Annotated in this window: 17 protein-coding genes; 5 read left to right on the top strand and 12 right to left on the bottom strand. The window is 61.1% G+C overall.

Annotation, left to right across the window (positions count from 1 at the left end):
• Nucleotide 1: 1 nt before the first annotated feature.
• The gene (locus RHE_RS20560) at nt 2-3,181 is read right to left on the bottom strand and encodes a helicase-related protein (RefSeq protein ID WP_042119351.1); all 3,180 of its coding nucleotides are present in this window, start codon (nt 3,179-3,181) and stop codon (nt 2-4) included.
• An 808-nt stretch (nt 3,182-3,989) separates the two neighbouring features.
• Here RHE_RS20560 and RHE_RS31905 point away from each other — a divergent pair.
• The 3 genes from RHE_RS31905 to RHE_RS33725 all read left to right on the top strand — a co-directional run bounded on the left by RHE_RS31905 (nt 3,990) and on the right by RHE_RS33725 (nt 4,773).
• Nucleotides 3,990-4,145: a DUF3309 family protein gene (locus RHE_RS31905; RefSeq protein ID WP_003543790.1), complete on the top strand. Its 156-nt coding sequence runs from the start codon at nt 3,990-3,992 to the stop codon at nt 4,143-4,145.
• A 27-nt stretch (nt 4,146-4,172) separates the two neighbouring features.
• Nucleotides 4,173-4,433, top strand: a complete 261-nt coding sequence (locus tag RHE_RS20555) for a YMGG-like glycine zipper-containing protein (protein WP_009991900.1) — start codon at nt 4,173-4,175, stop codon at nt 4,431-4,433.
• Between the two features lie 181 nt (nt 4,434-4,614).
• Nucleotides 4,615-4,773 (top strand): hypothetical protein, encoded by a 159-nt coding sequence (locus RHE_RS33725; protein WP_166486920.1) that lies wholly within the window; start codon nt 4,615-4,617, stop codon nt 4,771-4,773.
• A 69-nt stretch (nt 4,774-4,842) separates the two neighbouring features.
• Here the strand turns inward: RHE_RS33725 and phbB are convergent, their stop codons facing one another.
• Both phbB and RHE_RS20545 read right to left on the bottom strand, forming a co-directional pair.
• Nucleotides 4,843-5,568 carry a beta-ketoacyl-ACP reductase gene (phbB, locus tag RHE_RS20550; protein WP_011427206.1) on the bottom strand — a complete coding sequence of 242 codons (726 nt, stop codon included), beginning with the start codon at nt 5,566-5,568 and terminating at the stop codon, nt 4,843-4,845.
• 71 nt (nt 5,569-5,639) lie between these two features.
• Nucleotides 5,640-6,821, bottom strand: a complete 1,182-nt coding sequence (locus tag RHE_RS20545) for an acetyl-CoA C-acetyltransferase (protein ID WP_011427205.1) — start codon at nt 6,819-6,821, stop codon at nt 5,640-5,642.
• Nucleotides 6,822-7,058: 237 nt separating this feature from the next.
• Between RHE_RS20545 and phaR the strand changes: the two genes are divergently transcribed.
• Nucleotides 7,059-7,634 (top strand): polyhydroxyalkanoate synthesis repressor PhaR, encoded by a 576-nt coding sequence (gene phaR, locus RHE_RS20540; RefSeq protein ID WP_011427204.1) that lies wholly within the window; start codon nt 7,059-7,061, stop codon nt 7,632-7,634.
• Here phaR and RHE_RS20535 read toward each other — a convergent pair.
• The 5 genes from RHE_RS20535 to mtgA form a co-directional block, all read right to left on the bottom strand.
• Nucleotides 7,629-8,036, bottom strand: coding sequence for a hypothetical protein (locus RHE_RS20535; RefSeq protein ID WP_011427203.1), 408 nt, complete (start codon nt 8,034-8,036; stop codon nt 7,629-7,631). The two genes, phaR and RHE_RS20535, sit on opposite strands and share 6 nt — an antisense overlap.
• Nucleotides 8,037-8,178: 142 nt before the next feature.
• Nucleotides 8,179-8,364 (bottom strand): 50S ribosomal protein L32, encoded by a 186-nt coding sequence (gene rpmF / locus RHE_RS20530; protein ID WP_003543812.1) that lies wholly within the window; start codon nt 8,362-8,364, stop codon nt 8,179-8,181.
• 154 nt (nt 8,365-8,518) lie between these two features.
• Nucleotides 8,519-9,166, bottom strand: coding sequence for a glutathione S-transferase family protein (locus RHE_RS20525; RefSeq protein ID WP_011427202.1), 648 nt, complete (start codon nt 9,164-9,166; stop codon nt 8,519-8,521).
• Nucleotides 9,167-9,180: 14 nt separating this feature from the next.
• Complete coding sequence (locus RHE_RS20520; protein WP_011427201.1) at nt 9,181-9,903, bottom strand: DUF1868 domain-containing protein; 723 nt, start codon at nt 9,901-9,903, stop codon at nt 9,181-9,183.
• A 95-nt stretch (nt 9,904-9,998) separates the two neighbouring features.
• The gene (gene mtgA / locus RHE_RS20515; protein WP_041678781.1) at nt 9,999-10,736 is read right to left on the bottom strand and encodes a monofunctional biosynthetic peptidoglycan transglycosylase; all 738 of its coding nucleotides are present in this window, start codon (nt 10,734-10,736) and stop codon (nt 9,999-10,001) included.
• A gap of 136 nt (nt 10,737-10,872) precedes the next feature.
• Here mtgA and RHE_RS20510 point away from each other — a divergent pair, with 136 nt between their 5' ends.
• The gene (locus RHE_RS20510) at nt 10,873-11,787 is read left to right on the top strand and encodes a polyprenyl synthetase family protein (protein WP_042119104.1); all 915 of its coding nucleotides are present in this window, start codon (nt 10,873-10,875) and stop codon (nt 11,785-11,787) included.
• 8 nt (nt 11,788-11,795) lie between these two features.
• On the opposite strand, the gene hisC is transcribed toward RHE_RS20510, so the two are convergent.
• The 4 genes from hisC to RHE_RS20490 all read right to left on the bottom strand — a co-directional run bounded on the left by hisC (nt 11,796) and on the right by RHE_RS20490 (nt 16,256).
• Nucleotides 11,796-12,857, bottom strand: a complete 1,062-nt coding sequence (hisC, locus tag RHE_RS20505) for a histidinol-phosphate transaminase (protein ID WP_011427198.1) — start codon at nt 12,855-12,857, stop codon at nt 11,796-11,798.
• A gap of 16 nt (nt 12,858-12,873) precedes the next feature.
• A complete protein-coding gene (gene ispG, locus RHE_RS20500) occupies nt 12,874-14,124 on the bottom strand; it encodes a flavodoxin-dependent (E)-4-hydroxy-3-methylbut-2-enyl-diphosphate synthase (protein ID WP_011427197.1) in 1,251 nt (416 codons plus the stop codon).
• 96 nt (nt 14,125-14,220) lie between these two features.
• Nucleotides 14,221-15,414 (bottom strand): MFS transporter, encoded by a 1,194-nt coding sequence (locus RHE_RS20495; protein ID WP_042119102.1) that lies wholly within the window; start codon nt 15,412-15,414, stop codon nt 14,221-14,223.
• A 65-nt stretch (nt 15,415-15,479) separates the two neighbouring features.
• Nucleotides 15,480-16,256, bottom strand: coding sequence for a DeoR/GlpR family DNA-binding transcription regulator (locus tag RHE_RS20490; protein ID WP_020922551.1), 777 nt, complete (start codon nt 16,254-16,256; stop codon nt 15,480-15,482).
• Between the last annotated feature and the right edge of the window lie 225 nt (nt 16,257-16,481).

The raw sequence follows: 16,481 nt of genomic DNA, 5'->3' as shown, positions 1-16,481 counted from the left end.
ATTACTTCTTCATCTGTTCCTTGAGAGCGGCTAGCTTGGCGAAGGGCGAATCCGGATCGATCGGCTTCTCCTTGCGCGGCGGCTTGGCCTCGAAGCGCAGCGGCTGGGCTCCGCGATTGTTGTTGCGGTCGTTACGGTCATTGCGATCGTTACGCTCGCCGCGGTCCTTCCGATCGCCACGGTCCTGACGGTCACCGCGCGGCTGATCCTTGCGCTCGCCCCTTGCCTGCTGCGGCCGGCCGCCTTCGCGGCTGCCACCGTCCTTGCCGCGGCCGTGGCGGTTGTCGCGCCCGTCGCCGCCGCGATTGCCCTCGCCGCCTTCACCGCCGTTCGGACGGCGATTGCGCTCGCCGCGCTCCTGATTCTGGCCGCCCCGCCGTTCGCCATGGCCGCCGCGTGCCTGGCGATGATTGTCATTGCGGCCGCCGAGACGCCACAAAAGAACCGGCTTTGGTTCCGCCGGCTCGCCAGCTTCCCCGGAAACGACAGCCTCTGCCGACGCGGCTGCATCGGTCACTTCGGCCGCAACGTTGCTGTCGTTCGCTTCTGTCGCGGGGACGTCGGCCGCCGTCGAAGCCGGCTCGGCGGATGGCTCAGAAGCAGCCTCTTCCGTCGCTCCGTCGGCATCGTCGTGATCGGCTTTTTCTGCCGCTTCTTCCCCGGAGGTTTCCGCGGAGGCGGCAGGGGCTGAAGCTGCGTCCTGCGCCGCAAGATGGGTCGACGCCTCTTCCGCCTTCACGGCATCGGCGCGATAGCCGAGGCCCTTGAGGATCTCTTCCATGTCCTCGAGCGTCGCGCCGAGAATCGACAGCATCGCCGTCGTCGTCGTGAAACGGCGGCCGTCATAGGCGCCCTCCGGACGGTTGTTCTGACCGGGTTTCCACTGCAGCAGCGGACGGATGATATCGGCAAGCCGCTCAAGAATGTCGATTCGCACGGCGCGCTTGCCGAGGAAACGAAAGCCAGCGAGCTTGTAGAACATCCGTTCAAAGCTCGGATCGGTGACAACCGAGGTGCGGCCGGCGGCAAGCACGGGGATGAGATCGCCGTAGCCCTGCTTGTCGAGACCATCGTTCTTCAACGCCCAGAGCAAAGTGATGAGTTCGGCAGGTGCCGGCTTCAGAAGGGCCGGAACAAAGATATGATAGGCACCGAAACGCACGCCGTAGCGGCGCATGGAGGCGCGAGCCTCCTGATCCAGCGACTTCACCTCCTCGGTGACATCACGGCGGAAGAGCACGCCGAGATTTTCGACCAGCTGGAAGGCAAGTCCCTTGGCAAGACCCTGCAGGTCTTCGGCTCGCGACAGATCGTCCAGCGGCTTCAATACCGTGCTGACATGATGATTGACGAAACGCTCGATACGAGCGGCGACGTGATCGCGGGCATTGCCCGTCAACTGCTCGTCGGCGAGCAGGATCACGCGCGGCCGCATGATGTGGTCGCTGCCGGAAAGCCGCGCCACCGGATCGCCGAGCCAACGGATCAAGCCATCCGAACCGATCGCAAGATCGCTGTTGCCCGCGGCATGCAGCCGAGCCGCACGGGCCTCGAACTCGAGCGCGAGCGCCTTCTGCGACGCAGCCTGAACCGCCTTGGCATCCGGTCCATCCGTTCCCGCCACCGGGGTGAAACGGAATCCGCTCAACTGCCCTACATGATGTCCTTCAACGAAGACATCGCCATTCACACTGATTTCAGCTTCCAGCATCGCATTCTCTCTCAGGCGCTTCATGAGCACAGATGTCCTGCGATCAACAAAGCGTTTCGTCAACCTTTCATGTAACGCATCGGACAATCGATCTTCGATTTCCCGCGTCTTTTCCTGCCAATGTGTCGGATCGGCAAGCCAGCCGGGCCGATTCGAAACGTAGGTCCAGGTCCTTATCTGCGCGATTCGCGCCGAAAGCGTGTCAATTTCCCCATCAGTTCGATCCGAGCGATGAACCTGCTCCGCGAGAAACTGCTCATTCACCGTGCCATAGCGCACGAGATCGGAAAAGAGGGTCGAAATAAGATCGGCATGTTGGGCCGGAGTGATACGCCGGTAGTCGGGCAGTGCGCAAGCCTCCCAGAGCTTTTCGACACGGGCCGGCCTGTCGGCAAGGTCGATCACCTCGGGATAGCGCGAAAGCTGCTCGAGCGCCTGCTGGTCAACCGCCGGCAGCGCCCGCGTCAGCCCGGGCACGCGCGGCCCGGCCTCCAGGCTGGCGCGCAGCGACTGAATCGAGGAGAAGTCCATCGCCGTCGTGCGCCACTGCAGAACCTTGACGTTGTCGAATTCATGTCCCTCGATGCGCTGCACCAGTTCCTCGTCGAAGGGCGAGACCTGTCCGGTGACGCCGAAGGTGCCGTCCCGCACGTGCCGCCCCGCGCGTCCGGCGATCTGGCCGAGTTCGGCCGGATTGAGGTTGCGGAACTGGTAGCCGTCGAATTTCCGGTCCTGGGCGAAGGCGACGTGATCGACATCAAGGTTGAGCCCCATGCCGATCGCATCGGTCGCCACCATATATTCGACGTCGCCCGCCTGATAGAGCGCGACCTGCGCATTGCGGGTGCGCGGGCTCAGCGCCCCCAGCACGACCGCCGCGCCGCCGCGCTGCCGGCGGATGAGCTCGGCGATGGCATAGACCTCATCGGCGGAAAAGGCGACGATGGCCGAGCGCTGCGGCAGCCGGGTGATCTTCTTCTGCCCCGCGTAAAGCAGATGCGAAAGCCGCGGCCGCTCGACGATCGTGATCCCGGGCAGGATCTGTTGCAGGATCGGCCGCATCGTCGCAGCACCCAGAAGCAGCGTTTCATCACGGCCGCGAAGGTGCAGGATGCGGTCGGTGAAGATATGGCCACGCTCGAGATCGCCGGCGAGCTGCACCTCGTCGATCGCGACAAAGGCGGCTTTGGTCTCCCGTGGCATCGCCTCGACCGTGCAGACGGAAAACCGGGCATCGGGCGGCGAAATCTTTTCTTCGCCCGTGACCAGCGCCACGTTCTGCAAGCCGACCTTCTCCACCACCCGCGTATAGACCTCGCGGGCCAGCAGTCTGAGCGGCAGGCCGATCACGCCGGTCCCGTGTGCGACCATGCGCTCGATGGCATAATGGGTCTTGCCAGTATTGGTTGGTCCGAGCACCGCGGTCACACCGCGCCCGCTCAGAATCATTGGCTGCGAAGTCAGAGTCATGGTCCATGCAAGTGAGGCAGGCGCCCCCGGGAAAAGTTTTGCCATCTCGATGGAGGCACAGAACACATGGACAGCTACCGCCGCAAACGCAAGGGCAGATTTCAAAATGCGCTCGGGATTGCGACCTTTGCGAGTCGTCCGGAAGGTCCGCATTTCCGATTCAGAACAGCCTGAGAACGAATCAGCGACGAATCGCTGACTCCTGCTGATTCAGCTTTTGTTCACGGCTAAGTATTGATTTTGAATCACTTTTTCCCACTAGATGCTGAATCGCGAGACTCTGTCCTGTTCGCATTTCTGTCGCCTTGCCGGGAGGCTGCCGCCACCTTTTGCCGAGCGAAAATTCCACCCAAAATTAACGCCTCGACCAAATCCGGAACGAATCGGAGACGAATCGCCGACCGAACCACTTTCACCTTTCGTTCAGGTCAAGATCTGGTGGCGCCGCCGTCACCCGCCGCTAGATGCAGGCAAGCGACAGATCCTCATGTCGGACCGTTCGGGCGGGCGTTAATCTTTCGACGACGAAATTCACACGGTCTTAACCCGGGACCGCTTGCGCGATCGGATCGATCAAAAACGGAACGAATCGTCGACGAATCGACGACATTGCGACCTTCCCGCTTTGTTCACCGCAACCTATTGTATTCAAACGTCTTTTTAACCATATCGATAATTTTCCGGGGAAGACGGATTGCAAACCATGAATCGCGCCGCATCACAATTCGCGCGCTCAACCGGGAACAAAAATCGCCAATGCGTGTTTCTTGTCCATTCAGATTGCGGATGAAAATGAAGGAAACACACCATGCTTGGCACGATACTTCTCGTTATCCTCATTCTGCTCTTGATCGGAGCCTTGCCGAATTGGGGTTACAGCCGTGGCTGGGGCTATGGACCTTCCGGCGGTTTGGGGCTAGTTCTCGTCATTATCATTATCCTTGTACTAATGGGCCGCATCTAAAGCCCGACAAACCTGGGGAGTTACGACATGATGAAGAAGATTGTTCTTATTGGCGCGCTCGTGGGCGCTCTCGCATCCTGCACGGCGACCGAGCAGGGCACGGCGATCGGCGCCGGCACCGGTGCGGTCATCGGCGGCGCCGTCACCAATAGCTGGGGTGGTGCCGCTGTCGGCGCCGTTGCCGGGGGTCTGACCGGTGCCCTGATCGGCCAGTCGGTCGAACGCCGCGGCTACTGCATCTATCGCGACCGCTACGGCCGCCGTTACGAGGCTCGTTGCCGCTACTGATCGCATAACATATCGGACTCCCAACGGGCGCTTTTGCGCCCGTTTTTCTTTGCCGGCGCGTCAACGTGATGTTGACGATCAGTCGTGAAAGTCAAATCTACCGGCACCTATTGGAGGCGCATATTTCCTTGGTGATCGCAGGGCAGGCACCATCGCCCGACGCGCTGAAAGGAATATTTGCATGGACCAGATTGTCCTGAATTCCACCGTCGTCATTCTCGTCGCTGCGGCTTTCCTGACAACCGCGGTCTCAGCTCTTCGTAGCGGAGATCGCTTGCGGCAGCGAATGCCGGTCAAGATTCGGGTTCAGCGAGACCGGGACACCGGCAACCGCTTCTGACCTCCCAAACAAAAAGCAAAGGCGCGTTCTGCAACGCGCCTTTGCGAATCGACAAACGTTCATCCTGTCTTAAACGAAGAATTGCCCGCCATTGGCCGTCAGCGTCGAGCCGGTGATGAAGCCGGCATCGTCGGAGACGAGGAAGGTGACGCAACGCGCGATTTCTTCCGGTTCGCCGAGACGACCGACCGGGATCTGCGGAATGATGCGTTCATTCAGTACCTTCTCCGGCACGGCAAGCACCATTTCCGTTCCGATATAACCGGGGCAGATGGCATTGACGGTGATGTTTTTTGCAGCCCCTTCCTGGGCAAGCGCCTTGGTAAAGCCGAGATCGCCCGCCTTGGCCGCCGAATAGTTCGCCTGGCCCATCTGGCCCTTTTGGCCGTTGATCGACGAGATATTGACGATGCGGCCGAAGCTGCGGTCGCGCATGCCGCTCCAGACCTGATGCGTCATGTTGAATAGACCGGTCAGGTTGGTGTTGATCACCTCGTGCCACTGCTGCGGCGTCATCTTGTGGAACATTGCGTCGCGGGTGATGCCGGCATTATTGACGAGGATTTCGACCGGCCCGATCTCGCCTTCGACCTTGGTGATCCCTTCACCGCAGGCTGCGTAGTCCGAAACATCCCATTTGAATACCGCAACGCCGGTGACGTCGTGGAAGGCATGAGCCTTCTCGTCATTACCGGCGTAAGTGGCCGCAACCCTGTAGCCGGCATTTTTCAGCGCCGTGGATATTGCTGCGCCAATGCCGCGTGTACCTCCGGTGACCAGAGCCACTCTGCTCATGTTCCGCTCCCCTTTTGTTTTCGCCCGCGCATGGCGGGGTTTCAATCAATGACGGATCGTATCGTATGCTGTTAAAGTGCCTCGAAGCACATGGCGACACCCATGCCGCCGCCGATGCAAAGCGTGGCCAGGCCCTTCTTCGCGCCCCGACGCTTCATCTCGAACAGCAGCGTGTTGAGAACGCGCGCGCCGGAAGCGCCGATCGGATGGCCGATGGCAATCGCCCCGCCATTGACGTTGACGATGGCAGGATCCCAACCGAGATCCTTGGTGACGGCGCAGGCTTGTGCAGCGAAAGCCTCGTTGGCCTCGACGAGATCGAGATCGTTCACAGACCAGCCGGCCTTTTCGAGCGCCTTGCGCGAAGCGGGGATCGGGCCGGTGCCCATGATCGACGGATCGACGCCCGCCGTTGCCCAGGAAACGATGCGGGCCAGCGGCTGGATGCCCCGGCGGACCGCTTCCGCTTCGCTCATCAGCACCGCTGCCGCGGCACCGTCATTGAGGCCGGAGGCATTTGCAGCCGTCACCGTGCCCTCCTTGTCGAAGGCGGGGCGCAGCTTGGCCATAGCCTCCAGCGTGGCGCCGTGGCGGATATATTCGTCGGCATCGACCGTAACATCGCCCTTACGCGTCTGGATGACATAGGGGATGATCTCGTCGGTAAAGCGGCCGGCTTTCTGGGCGGCCTCGGCCTTGTTCTGCGAAGCGACCGCGAACCGATCCTGTTCGTCGCGCGAAAGCTGCCATTGACGCGCAATATTCTCGGCGGTGATGCCCATGTGATAACCGTGGAAGGCATCGGTCAGGCCGTCCTTGATCATCGTGTCGACCATCTTCGTGTCGCCCATCTTGACGCCGCCGCGCAAGTGCACGGCATGCGGCGCCATCGACATGGATTCCTGACCGCCGGCAACGATGATCTTGGCATCGCCGGTGGCAATCTGCTGCATGCCGAGCGCGACGGCGCGCAGGCCCGAGCCGCAGAGCTGGTTGACGCCCCAAGCCGTCGTTTCCTTCGGAAGCCCGGCCTTGATCGCCGCCTGGCGGGCCGGGTTCTGGCCTTCGCCTGCGGCCAGCACCTGGCCGAGGATCACCTCATCCACCTCGCCGGCGTCGACGCCGGCACGTGCGAGCGCGCCCTTGATGACGGCCGCGCCGAGTTCATGCGCGGGGACCGTTGCAAAAGCGCCATTGAACGAGCCGACGGCTGTCCGACCTGCGCTGGCGATGACGACGGATGAATTGCTCATGGGGAGGCTCCTCGTTTTCGTCCCACTTACATAAGGGGAAACTGGCAAAGCTTTGAGCACAAGTCAAACGGGAAGACTGGTCGCCGCCATTTTTCGGCGGCAGCCGTCAGCGCCGATTCGTTTGATCTGTTAAAGGTTTGCCGCAACGCACAAAGAGATTGTCACCGGCCTTCTTTTGCGTTTACAGTCTAAAGTGGAGGAGCATCCAAAAATCAGACGGGAGTTCAGGAGACTGATATGGCGAAGAACGAGGGTCAGATAGTCATCAAGAAATACGCCAATCGCCGCCTGTACAATACAGGCACCAGCACCTACGTGACGCTGGAAGATCTGGCGGAGATGGTGAAGAGGGGCGAAGACTTTACCGTCCAGGACGCAAAAAGCGGAGACGACATCACCCATTCGGTGCTGACCCAGATCATCTTCGAGCAGGAATCGAAAACCGGCAACACGCTGCTTCCGATCTCCTTCCTGCGCCAGCTCATCACCTATTACGGTGACCAGATGCAGATGGTCGTGCCGAGCTTCCTCGAACATTCTATGCGTGCCTTTACCGAGCAGCAGGCTCAGATGCGCGAACAGGTAAACCGCGCCTTTGGCGAGACGCCGCTCGGCAAGAACTTGCAATTGCCGATGCAGATGGTCGAGGACCAGGTTCGCCGCAATACCGAGCTGTTTCAGCAGGCAATGCAGATGTTTTCGCCATTCATGGCGCCGCCGGCGGCCAAGGAAAGCCGCAAGGCTGAGGCCAAGGATATCGACGAGCTGAAGGAGCAGCTCCGCGCTCTCCAGAATAAACTCGACAACCTATAGTCCGATAGAGACATCCCGCCCGGCGCTCCGGATCGAAACGGCAAAACCGCCGATCACGTCGATCAGAGCGATCGTCATCAAAATGAAGAACACCTGCGTTGCAGCGCCCTGGACGAGAAGAAACTCGACCAGGAAGGCGATGAAGACTAGCATCGACAAGATGTGGTTCAAGAGGTTACCGGACCCGGTTCGCGTTGCTTTCAGGATTTCGAAGAACAGCACGATGAGCGCAACGACGATGAGGAGATCGCCGAGCGCCATGCTCCAGGTCGCACCCGAGAGCATCGACAGCACGATGATGTTGTGCTGCAAGGCTGCGATGCCGCCGCCGCCCATCAGGCCAAGCATCGCCAGATTGTAAAGAATAAACGGGATAATCATCAGCGGCATTGCGGCTATCATCGGCAATCTCCTTGCGCAGGAAGAATACTGCCGCAAACTGTCGTCTCACCGCAAGTGATTGCAAATATGATATTGGCTAAATGCAAAAGGCCGGCGTGAAGCCGGCCTTGAAACTTGCGATCGGACGAGCCGATCGGAAAATTTACGCGCTTTCCTTCGGCGTCAGAACCTGACGGCCGCGATACATGCCGGTCTTCAGGTCGATATGATGCGGGCGGCGCAGTTCGCCGGAATTCTTGTCTTCGACGTAGGTCGGAGCCTTCAGCGCATCAGCCGAACGGCGCATGCCGCGCTTGGACGGGCTCGTTTTTCTCTTCGGTACAGCCATTTCTCTTACTCCACTTGCGGGCAAAACATTCCCACGGCCAAACTGGCGGCCGAAACGGACATGTCGCGATTTCGGAATTTCGCGCGCTTATACATGCAAGGGGCGGTCTTGACCAGTCCCCATCAATTTTTTTTGCGAGGTAATGATTCCTCGCTCAGACTTCGTCTTCCGCCACGATCCAACGCTCGGCACGGGCGGCTTCTTCCCATTTCCGCCAGGCCGGATGCGCCTTCATGGTCGTCATATAGGCGAGCGTGTCGTCTCGATGGACAAGGTCATAAATGTCGAACCGATTGACGACAGGCGCAAACATCGCATCCGCGGCCCCGAAGGCGCCGAAGAGAAACGGTCCGCCGGATTTCTCCAGGAGGTCGCGCCAGATCGTCTCGATGCGGCGGATATCGGCATCGACACCATCCGGCAAGACGATCCTGGCCTTCGGCCGGCGGATGTTCATCGGGCAGGCGCCGCGCAGGGCCCGGAAACCCGACAGCATTTCCATCGAAACCGAACGGGAGATTGCCCGCGCAGCGCGATCCCTCGGCAGAAGGCCGGCTTCGGGATAAAGCTCGGCGGCATATTCGATGATCGCCAGCGATTCCCAGATCTTCAATGCGCCGTGCTGCAGGACCGGCACATTGCCGCTTGGCGAGATGGCCTTGATGTCGGGATTGCCGCTGGGATAGTCGAAGGGGATCAGCACCTCCTCAAAATCGATGCCGACGCCCGTCAGCGCAATCCATGGCCGGAACGACCATGAGGAATAGTTCTTGTTGGCGATGTAGAGCGTCGGTCTGTCCATGGGGTTTCTCCCGTTCAGGCGTCGAAATCGAAGATCAGCAATTCGTGGAAATGGTTCATGTCCTCGAAGACGCAAAAGGCCGGTGGCGTCAACTCGAAAACGGGCGTCTTGCGGCGGATCTCGTCGGCTACGTCGTCGAGCATCGCCTGCCAGCGCGGCAAGGCTTCGTCCTCCAGCCGTTCGATCGGATAGGCGAAGGTCACGTGGAACTTATAGTCTTCATGGTTCGGCTGGCGATAGCCGAGAAGATCGGCAAAGGCGTTGCGCCAGGCGCGCATGACCCTGCGGTCCTTCTCGTTTGCCCCGTCGACGAGCAGCCCCGACGGGCGAGCTTCGACGACGGCCACCTTGAAAGGCTCGGTCATCGAGAAACCTTCGAGCCGGGCCGCCATGCGCGCGGTCATGTCTTCGATCGGAGTCTCGAGAGGGAGATCGCCCGGCCAACAATCCTGCCGGCGCCGGGTCTCGATGAGCCCTTCGAAAAGCGTCATGTGAAGGCTGGAGATCGGCGTGAACAGGAATTGCGCGGCCTCGGGCATCGCCAGATATGTTTCACGCGCCTCGATCAGCGCCGTCTGCGTCTGCGAACCCTTCTCGATATGGCAGATGATGGTATTGCCGGCTTCCGGCAGAAAACCGCCGACCTTGCGGTAGCGGCTGCCGAGATGGGCGGGTGGGGTCGGATTGTGGGTCTTCGAGTGAGAGAGAAGCTCGGGCGAAAATGTCGTGGTGGTCATGGGCAACTCGAGGGTTCTGGTTTCACTGCACCGCCCATATGGCAGAACCAAGAATGTCAGATGACGCTTGGTCCTTCTAACGACAAGTTCTGATCTCACTCATAGATGCACTTGATGTATTCGCCCGAACCCTGCGCCCGTCTCTCGATCACGCCGGCGAGCCGGCGAAGGCCGCGTCCCGGCTTGCCTGCCTTGCGGTCGATCGGGTTCGGCAGCGAAACGGCAAGCAGCGATGCCTGGCGTCGCGTCAGCTTCGAGGCCGGCACCTTGAAATGATGCTGGGCGGCGGCCTCGATGCCGTAAATGCCGGGACCCCATTCGGCGATGTTAAGGTAGATTTCCATCAGCCGCCGTTTCGACAGGACGAAATCCGTGGACACGGCGAGCGGTAGCTCCATCGCTTTGCGCACGAAGGAGCGGCTGTTCCAGAGGAAGAGGTTCTTGGCTGTCTGCATCGGGATCGTGCTGCCGCCGCGTGTCGCTTGACCTTTCAGCGTGTCCTCGACGAGCATGCGCATTTCCGCCCAGTCAACGCCGCCGTGGAAGCAATATTGTCCGTCCTCGGACATCATCACCGACTGCACTAGGACCGGAGAGATCTCATCCAGCGACACCCATCTCCGGTCATAACCGCGCAATAGCACGAGATCGCGCAGCATCAGCGTCGAGACGGGATGGATGAAAGGCAGCAGATAGAAAAAGATCAGCACGTAGGGAAGGACGACCAGCGCCAGCACGGCAAGAACGATGCGCTTCAGCACAGGCCGATTTTCGAACCATCGCCGACGGGCCGGCATGTCGGCGATATCCTCTGTCTCCGGCGCTATATCCAAAATGTCCCCAGTCCACTTCGCTCCCTGTCGTTCTCATAACGCCTGTGAGGCGCTTATGCCAGAGCACATGGGAAATCTTGCGGTAGCCATCGACAATTCCGTTGCAAGCCCCCTTGCCCCATGCCAAACAGCGCCGATGGACGCGAACCGGGACACTTTCGAGACGAGGCTGAAGAACAACGCCCGCAAGATCGAGGCGCTGCTCGTCGCATTGCTGTCGCCGAACGCCCTTTCCGATGAAATCGCCAGGCCCGAGACCCTGCGCAGCGCCATGCACTATGCCGTGCTGAACGGCGGCAAGCGGCTGCGCCCATTCCTGGTCGCCGAAAGTGCCGCGCTTCTCGGCGGCGATGCGCAGGCCGCCCTTCGCATCGGCGCCGCGCTCGAATGCGTGCATTGTTACTCCCTCGTGCATGACGATCTGCCGGCCATGGACGATGACGACATGCGCCGCGGCAAACCGACGGTGCACGTCAAGTTCGATGAAGCCACCGCGATCCTCGCCGGCGACAGCCTGCTGACCTACGCCTTCGACATTGTCGCAGCACCGGAAACGGCGCTTCCCGATAGCAGCAAGGCATCGCTGGTGCTGGCTCTTGCGCGCGCCGCCGGTCTCGGCGGCATGGCCGGCGGCCAGGCGCTCGATCTCGCGGCGGAAAAAAAGGCGCCAGACGAGACCGGCATCATCCGCCTGCAGGCGATGAAAACGGGCGCGCTGATCCGGTTCGCCTGCGAGGCCGGCGCCATCATCGCGGGAAGCCCGCAGGACGATCGCCAGCGTCTGCGCGCCTTCGGCGAAAAGATCGGCCTTGCCTTCCAGCTCGCCGACGACATTCTCGACCTGACCTCGGATGCCGCAACCATGGGCAAGGCGACCGGCAAGGATGCGGCCCGCGGCAAGGGAACGCTCGTGGCGTTGCACGGGATGGAATGGGCCGAGACCGAACTCCGCCGGCATGTCCGCGATGCCGAGGATCTACTCGCCCCCTACGGCGCGCGTGCATCGACCCTCATTGCCGCGGCGCATTTCATCGCCGACCGCAAGAGCTGATCGCAAGGTCAGACGACCAGGATCTCCTTGAGAGCAGAAACCAGCCGGGCACATTCTTCATCCGTGCCGATGCTGATGCGCAGGAATTCCGAAATGCGCGGCTTGGCGAAATGCCGGACGAGGACGCCGTGCTCCCGCAGCGCGGCGTTGAGTGCCGCGCCGGACCTGCTTTTATGCCTTGCGAAGACGAAATTCGCCTGGGATGGCAGAACTTCGAAATCCAGCGCTTCCAGATCCCGGACGAGGTTTTCCCGGCTGGCGATGATTTTCCGCCGGCATGCCTCGAACCACGCCTCGTCCTTGATCGCCGCCGTGGCGGCGACCTGCGCCAGCCGATCGAGCGGATAGGAATTGAAACTATCCTTGACGCGCACCAGCGCTTCGATCAGATCCTGCTGCCCCAGCGCGAAGCCGACCCGCAAACCCGCGAAGGAACGAGATTTGGACAGGGTCTGGACTACGAGGAGGTTGGGATGTTTGGAAATCAGCGGCACGGCACTTTCGCCGCCGAAATCGACATAGGCCTCGTCTATCACGACGACCGCATCCGGATGGGCGGCAAGAAGCGCCTCTATCCCGGTCAGCGGCAGGCCGGTACCGGTCGGCGCATTCGGATTGGGAAGGATGATCGCGCCGCACGGCCTGTCGTAGTCCGCCAGCCGGATCCGGTATTGATCATCGACCGGCACCTCGATCGCCTCGATCTCGTATAGCAGGCTATAGGTCGGATAGAAGCTGTAGCTCACATCAGGATAAAGGAGCGGCAGCTTATGTTTCAGCAGCGCTTGAAACGTGAGAGCGAGAACCTCGTCCGAGCCGTTGCCGACGAAGATTTCTTCCGCCGTCAGTCCGAAACGGGCCGCGATCGTTTCGCGCAATTCGGTGGCGGCGGGATCGGGGTAGAGCCGCAGGCGATCGTCCGCCGCTTGCTGGATTGCTTCCAGCGCCTTCGGCGAAGGCCCGTAGGGATTCTCGTTGGTATTGAGCTTCACCAGGCCGGGGATGCGGGGCTGCTCCCCCGCGACATAGGGCCGAAGCTTGCTGACGATGGGCGACCAGTACCGGCTCATCTAATCCCGCCGGTCTTCATTCCGCCGCGGTCTGCCGACCGAAGCGCTTCTCGATATAGTCGACGACAAGTGCTTCGAAATCAGCGGCGATATTGGGGCCGCGCAGCGTCAGGGCCTTCTTGCCGTCGATGAAAACCGGTGCTGCGGGCGTCTCGCCGGTGCCTGGAAGCGAAATGCCGATATCTGCGTGCTTGCTTTCACCCGGTCCGTTGACGATACAGCCCATGACGGCGACATTCAGCGCCTCAACGCCTGGATATTTCTCACGCCAGACTGGCATGTTCTTGCGGATATCGTTCTGGATGTTCTGGGCCAGTTCCTGGAACACCGTCGAGGTCGTGCGACCGCAGCCGGGACAGGCGGCCACGACAGGCACGAACTGCCGGAAACCCATGACCTGCAGAATTTCCTGCGCCACCTGGACTTCGCGCGTGCGGTCGCCGTTCGGCTCGGGCGTCAGGGAAACGCGGATGGTATCGCCGATGCCATGCTGCAGCACGAAGCCCATCGCCGCCGACGAAGCGACGATGCCTTTGCTGCCCATGCCGGCTTCGGTCAGACCGAGATGCAGGGCATGGTTCGAGCGTTCGGCGAGCATGGAGTTGACGGCGATCAGATCCTGCACCTGGCTGACCTTCGCCGATAGGATGATGCGGTTGCGCGGCAGGCCGATTTCCTCAGCAAGCGCTGCCGAAAGCAGCGCCGACTGGACAATCGCCTCGCGCGTCACCTGCCGGGCCGAGAGCGGCGAGCCGGCGGCCGCATTCTCATCCATCAGCGCCGTCAGCAGGTCCTGATCGAGCGAGCCCCAGTTGACGCCGATGCGCACCGGCTTGTCGTAGCGGATCGCCATCTCGATGATCTCGGCGAACTGCTTGTCCTTCTTGTCCTTGAAGCCGACATTGCCGGGATTGATGCGGTATTTCGCCAGCGCCTCGGCGCAGGCGGGATGATCGGCAAGCAGTTTATGACCGATATAGTGGAAGTCGCCGATCAGCGGCACGTCCATGCCGAGCCGCAGCAGCCTTTCGCGGATCTTCGGCACGGCAGCCGCACTCTCGTCGCGATCGACGGTGATGCGCACCAGCTCCGAGCCTGCCCGATGCAGGGCGGCAACCTGCGCAACGGTCGAATCGATATCGGCCGTATCCGTATTCGTCATCGATTGCACGACGATCGGCGCGCCTCCGCCAACGATGACGCCGCCGACATCGACGGCGACGGACGCGCGGCGCGGTTTCGGATCAAAATCGGCGGCTGACAACATGCAGAGTTCTTGCACCCCTAAAAACAGTGCCTTTCAGGTGGATCAAGCCTGGCTGCTTGTCAACCGCCTCCCATATCACTTTTGTTCCGGGGCGGCTCAGTGGCCGCCCCCGGAAACTCCGTCGGCATAATGGGCGAGCTTCGAAAACGCGAGAACAAACAGCAGCAGCACCGGCAGCGCCATAAAGACAATGGCAAAACCGATATGTTCAGCAACGAAACCGATCAGCGACGGCGCGACCAGCATGCCGGAATAACCCATCGTCGTGACGACGGAGATGCCGATGCCGGGTTTGAGGCCGGGAATATTGCCAGCCGCCGAGAAAGCGATCGGCACCATGTTGGAAATACCGATGCCGCACAGGGCAAAGCCCAGGATGGCGATCTCGGCGTCAGGCGCAAGACCAGCAAGCAACATGCCGACGATGGCAAAGAGCGTGCAGATGCGTAGCGTCTTGACGCCTCCGAGGCGATCGCGCACCAGATCGCCGGCAAAGCGCATGGTCGCCATGGTCGCCGAAAAGGCTGCGAAACCGAGACCCGAAAGGGCGACCGACGCATCCATTTCCTGCCGGAGGTAGAGTGCGCCCCAATCCAGAACCGCGCCTTCCGGCACCATGGAGAACAGCGCCATCAAGCCGAGCAGCCACGGCAGCGGTACCATCGGCAGCCTGGTCTTTTCCTTTTTGGCATCGGGATGGGGCGGATCCGCAAGGATCATCGGCCAGGCGACGGCAAGGAAGATCGCCGCAAGCACGGTCGCCAGCTGGGCGTGGCCGAGAATGCCGAGCTTGGCGATCACGATGCCGCCGAGGCCGGAGCCGATCAAGCCGCCGAGGCTCCAGAAGGCGTGGCAGGAGGACATGATGGCGCGGCGCATCGATTTTTCGACCGAGACCGCGTTGGCATTCATCGCCACATCCATGGCGCCGATGAAGCCGCCGAACAGGAAGAGCGAGACTGCCGCGGTGATCACATTCGGGGCGAGCGTCAGAGCCAGGAGCAGCGGCAGCACGCAAACGGCGGTTGCCCGAACGACGACACGCGAGCCATGTTTGGCGATCTGCGCGCCGGCGATCGGCATCATGACCAGCGAGCCGACACCGAAGACGATGATCATAAGCCCGAGCTCGAACTTGGAGAGCCCGAGACGCTCGGCAAAATCCGGAATCTTTGGTGCCCAGCAGCCGACGACGAAGCCGTTCATCAGAAAGAGCAGTGAAACCGCCGCCCTTTTTCTGGTGATGAAGCCGCTCCGGGCTCCCCGCGATGCATTCACATGACTGTCCATTTCTCGGTCTTTCCTCGTTGCCGGGTCTAACAAGCCCAGTTTCCCTAAACTCTATGACAGCGGTCTCAGTTCGTTTGCCCGGCGATGACGGTCCTGCAGCCGCGCTGGCGGTAGCCGGCAAGGACGGCCGGGTCGGCATCGTGCTCGACAACCAGGCATTCGCAATGCGCCATCGGCAGGATGCTGTGGGGGGCAGCGGTGCCGAATTTCTCCGAGGTCACGGCCACCAGAACTCTTCTGCTTTTCGACGTGGCAAACCGTTTGAACTCCGCGTCCTCGAAGCCGAACGCGGTGATGCCGGCCTCGAGATCGACGCCGCAGGCGCCGAGAATGCAAAGATCCGGTGATATCTGTTCCATATCCCGCAGCGCCTTGGCGCCAAGCGCACCGCCGGTCTGCCGATCCACCATGCCGCCGATCAGGATGACGTTGACGGCCGGCTTGTCGATCAGCGCTGCGGCGATTGCCGGCGCGTTGGTCGCGGCCGTCAGTTCGAGTTCGGCCGGCAAGGCATTGGCAATCGCGAGATTGGTGCTGCCGGCATCGAAGAACACCGTCAAACCGGCGGCGATCTGCTTTGCCGCGGCCCGCGCCAGTGCCTGCTTCCGGTCGGCGGCAACGCCGATGCGCTGCGTCAGGCTTCCATGCGCCGGCGATACCGGCAAGGCGCCGCCATAGACCCGCTCGCAGAGTCCGGCCGCCGCCATCTCGCGAAGGTCACGCCGCACCGTATCTTCGGAGACGCCGAATTCGAGCGCAAGTTCCGCTGCCAGCACGCGGCCGTTCAGCCGCAGCCGCTCGGAAATCACCCCTTGGCGCTCTCGCAACAGAAAATCCTGCATGTTTTTACCGAATCGAAAGTTGAATGATATAAAACGTGCATAAACTTTTAAGACTGTGCATGCAACATGCACGGTCACACGTTTTCCGACCTGTTGAAATAAACGGTAAACGAGGGCCGGCTCGTGCAATTCGAGGCCGAGGCAACCGCTTGAGAAAATTATTTGCACTTGCTGCTTTTATTCGCAGTTTTCTTCGCTTCCGACGCCCTAGTTTTCTGCGAACTA

This window comes from Rhizobium etli CFN 42 (assembly GCF_000092045.1).
In the GTDB taxonomy this organism is placed as follows: domain Bacteria; phylum Pseudomonadota; class Alphaproteobacteria; order Rhizobiales; family Rhizobiaceae; genus Rhizobium; species Rhizobium etli.
This window is presented reverse-complemented; position numbering and strand designations above follow the sequence as displayed.

Coding starts and splice junctions, on each gene's coding strand:
- RHE_RS20560 (WP_042119351.1), bottom strand. CDS start 3,181: ATGACTCTGACTTCGCAGCCAATGATTCTGAGCGGGCGCGGTGTGACC.
- RHE_RS31905 (WP_003543790.1), top strand. CDS start 3,990: ATGCTTGGCACGATACTTCTCGTTATCCTCATTCTGCTCTTGATCGGA.
- RHE_RS20555 (WP_009991900.1), top strand. CDS start 4,173: ATGATGAAGAAGATTGTTCTTATTGGCGCGCTCGTGGGCGCTCTCGCA.
- RHE_RS33725 (WP_166486920.1), top strand. CDS start 4,615: ATGGACCAGATTGTCCTGAATTCCACCGTCGTCATTCTCGTCGCTGCG.
- phbB (WP_011427206.1), bottom strand. CDS start 5,568: ATGAGCAGAGTGGCTCTGGTCACCGGAGGTACACGCGGCATTGGCGCA.
- RHE_RS20545 (WP_011427205.1), bottom strand. CDS start 6,821: ATGAGCAATTCATCCGTCGTCATCGCCAGCGCAGGTCGGACAGCCGTC.
- phaR (WP_011427204.1), top strand. CDS start 7,059: ATGGCGAAGAACGAGGGTCAGATAGTCATCAAGAAATACGCCAATCGC.
- RHE_RS20535 (WP_011427203.1), bottom strand. CDS start 8,036: ATGATAGCCGCAATGCCGCTGATGATTATCCCGTTTATTCTTTACAAT.
- rpmF (WP_003543812.1), bottom strand. CDS start 8,364: ATGGCTGTACCGAAGAGAAAAACGAGCCCGTCCAAGCGCGGCATGCGC.
- RHE_RS20525 (WP_011427202.1), bottom strand. CDS start 9,166: ATGGACAGACCGACGCTCTACATCGCCAACAAGAACTATTCCTCATGG.
- RHE_RS20520 (WP_011427201.1), bottom strand. CDS start 9,903: ATGACCACCACGACATTTTCGCCCGAGCTTCTCTCTCACTCGAAGACC.
- RHE_RS20510 (WP_042119104.1), top strand. CDS start 10,873: ATGGACGCGAACCGGGACACTTTCGAGACGAGGCTGAAGAACAACGCC.
- hisC (WP_011427198.1), bottom strand. CDS start 12,857: ATGAGCCGGTACTGGTCGCCCATCGTCAGCAAGCTTCGGCCCTATGTC.
- ispG (WP_011427197.1), bottom strand. CDS start 14,124: ATGTTGTCAGCCGCCGATTTTGATCCGAAACCGCGCCGCGCGTCCGTC.
- RHE_RS20495 (WP_042119102.1), bottom strand. CDS start 15,414: ATGGACAGTCATGTGAATGCATCGCGGGGAGCCCGGAGCGGCTTCATC.
- RHE_RS20490 (WP_020922551.1), bottom strand. CDS start 16,256: ATGCAGGATTTTCTGTTGCGAGAGCGCCAAGGGGTGATTTCCGAGCGG.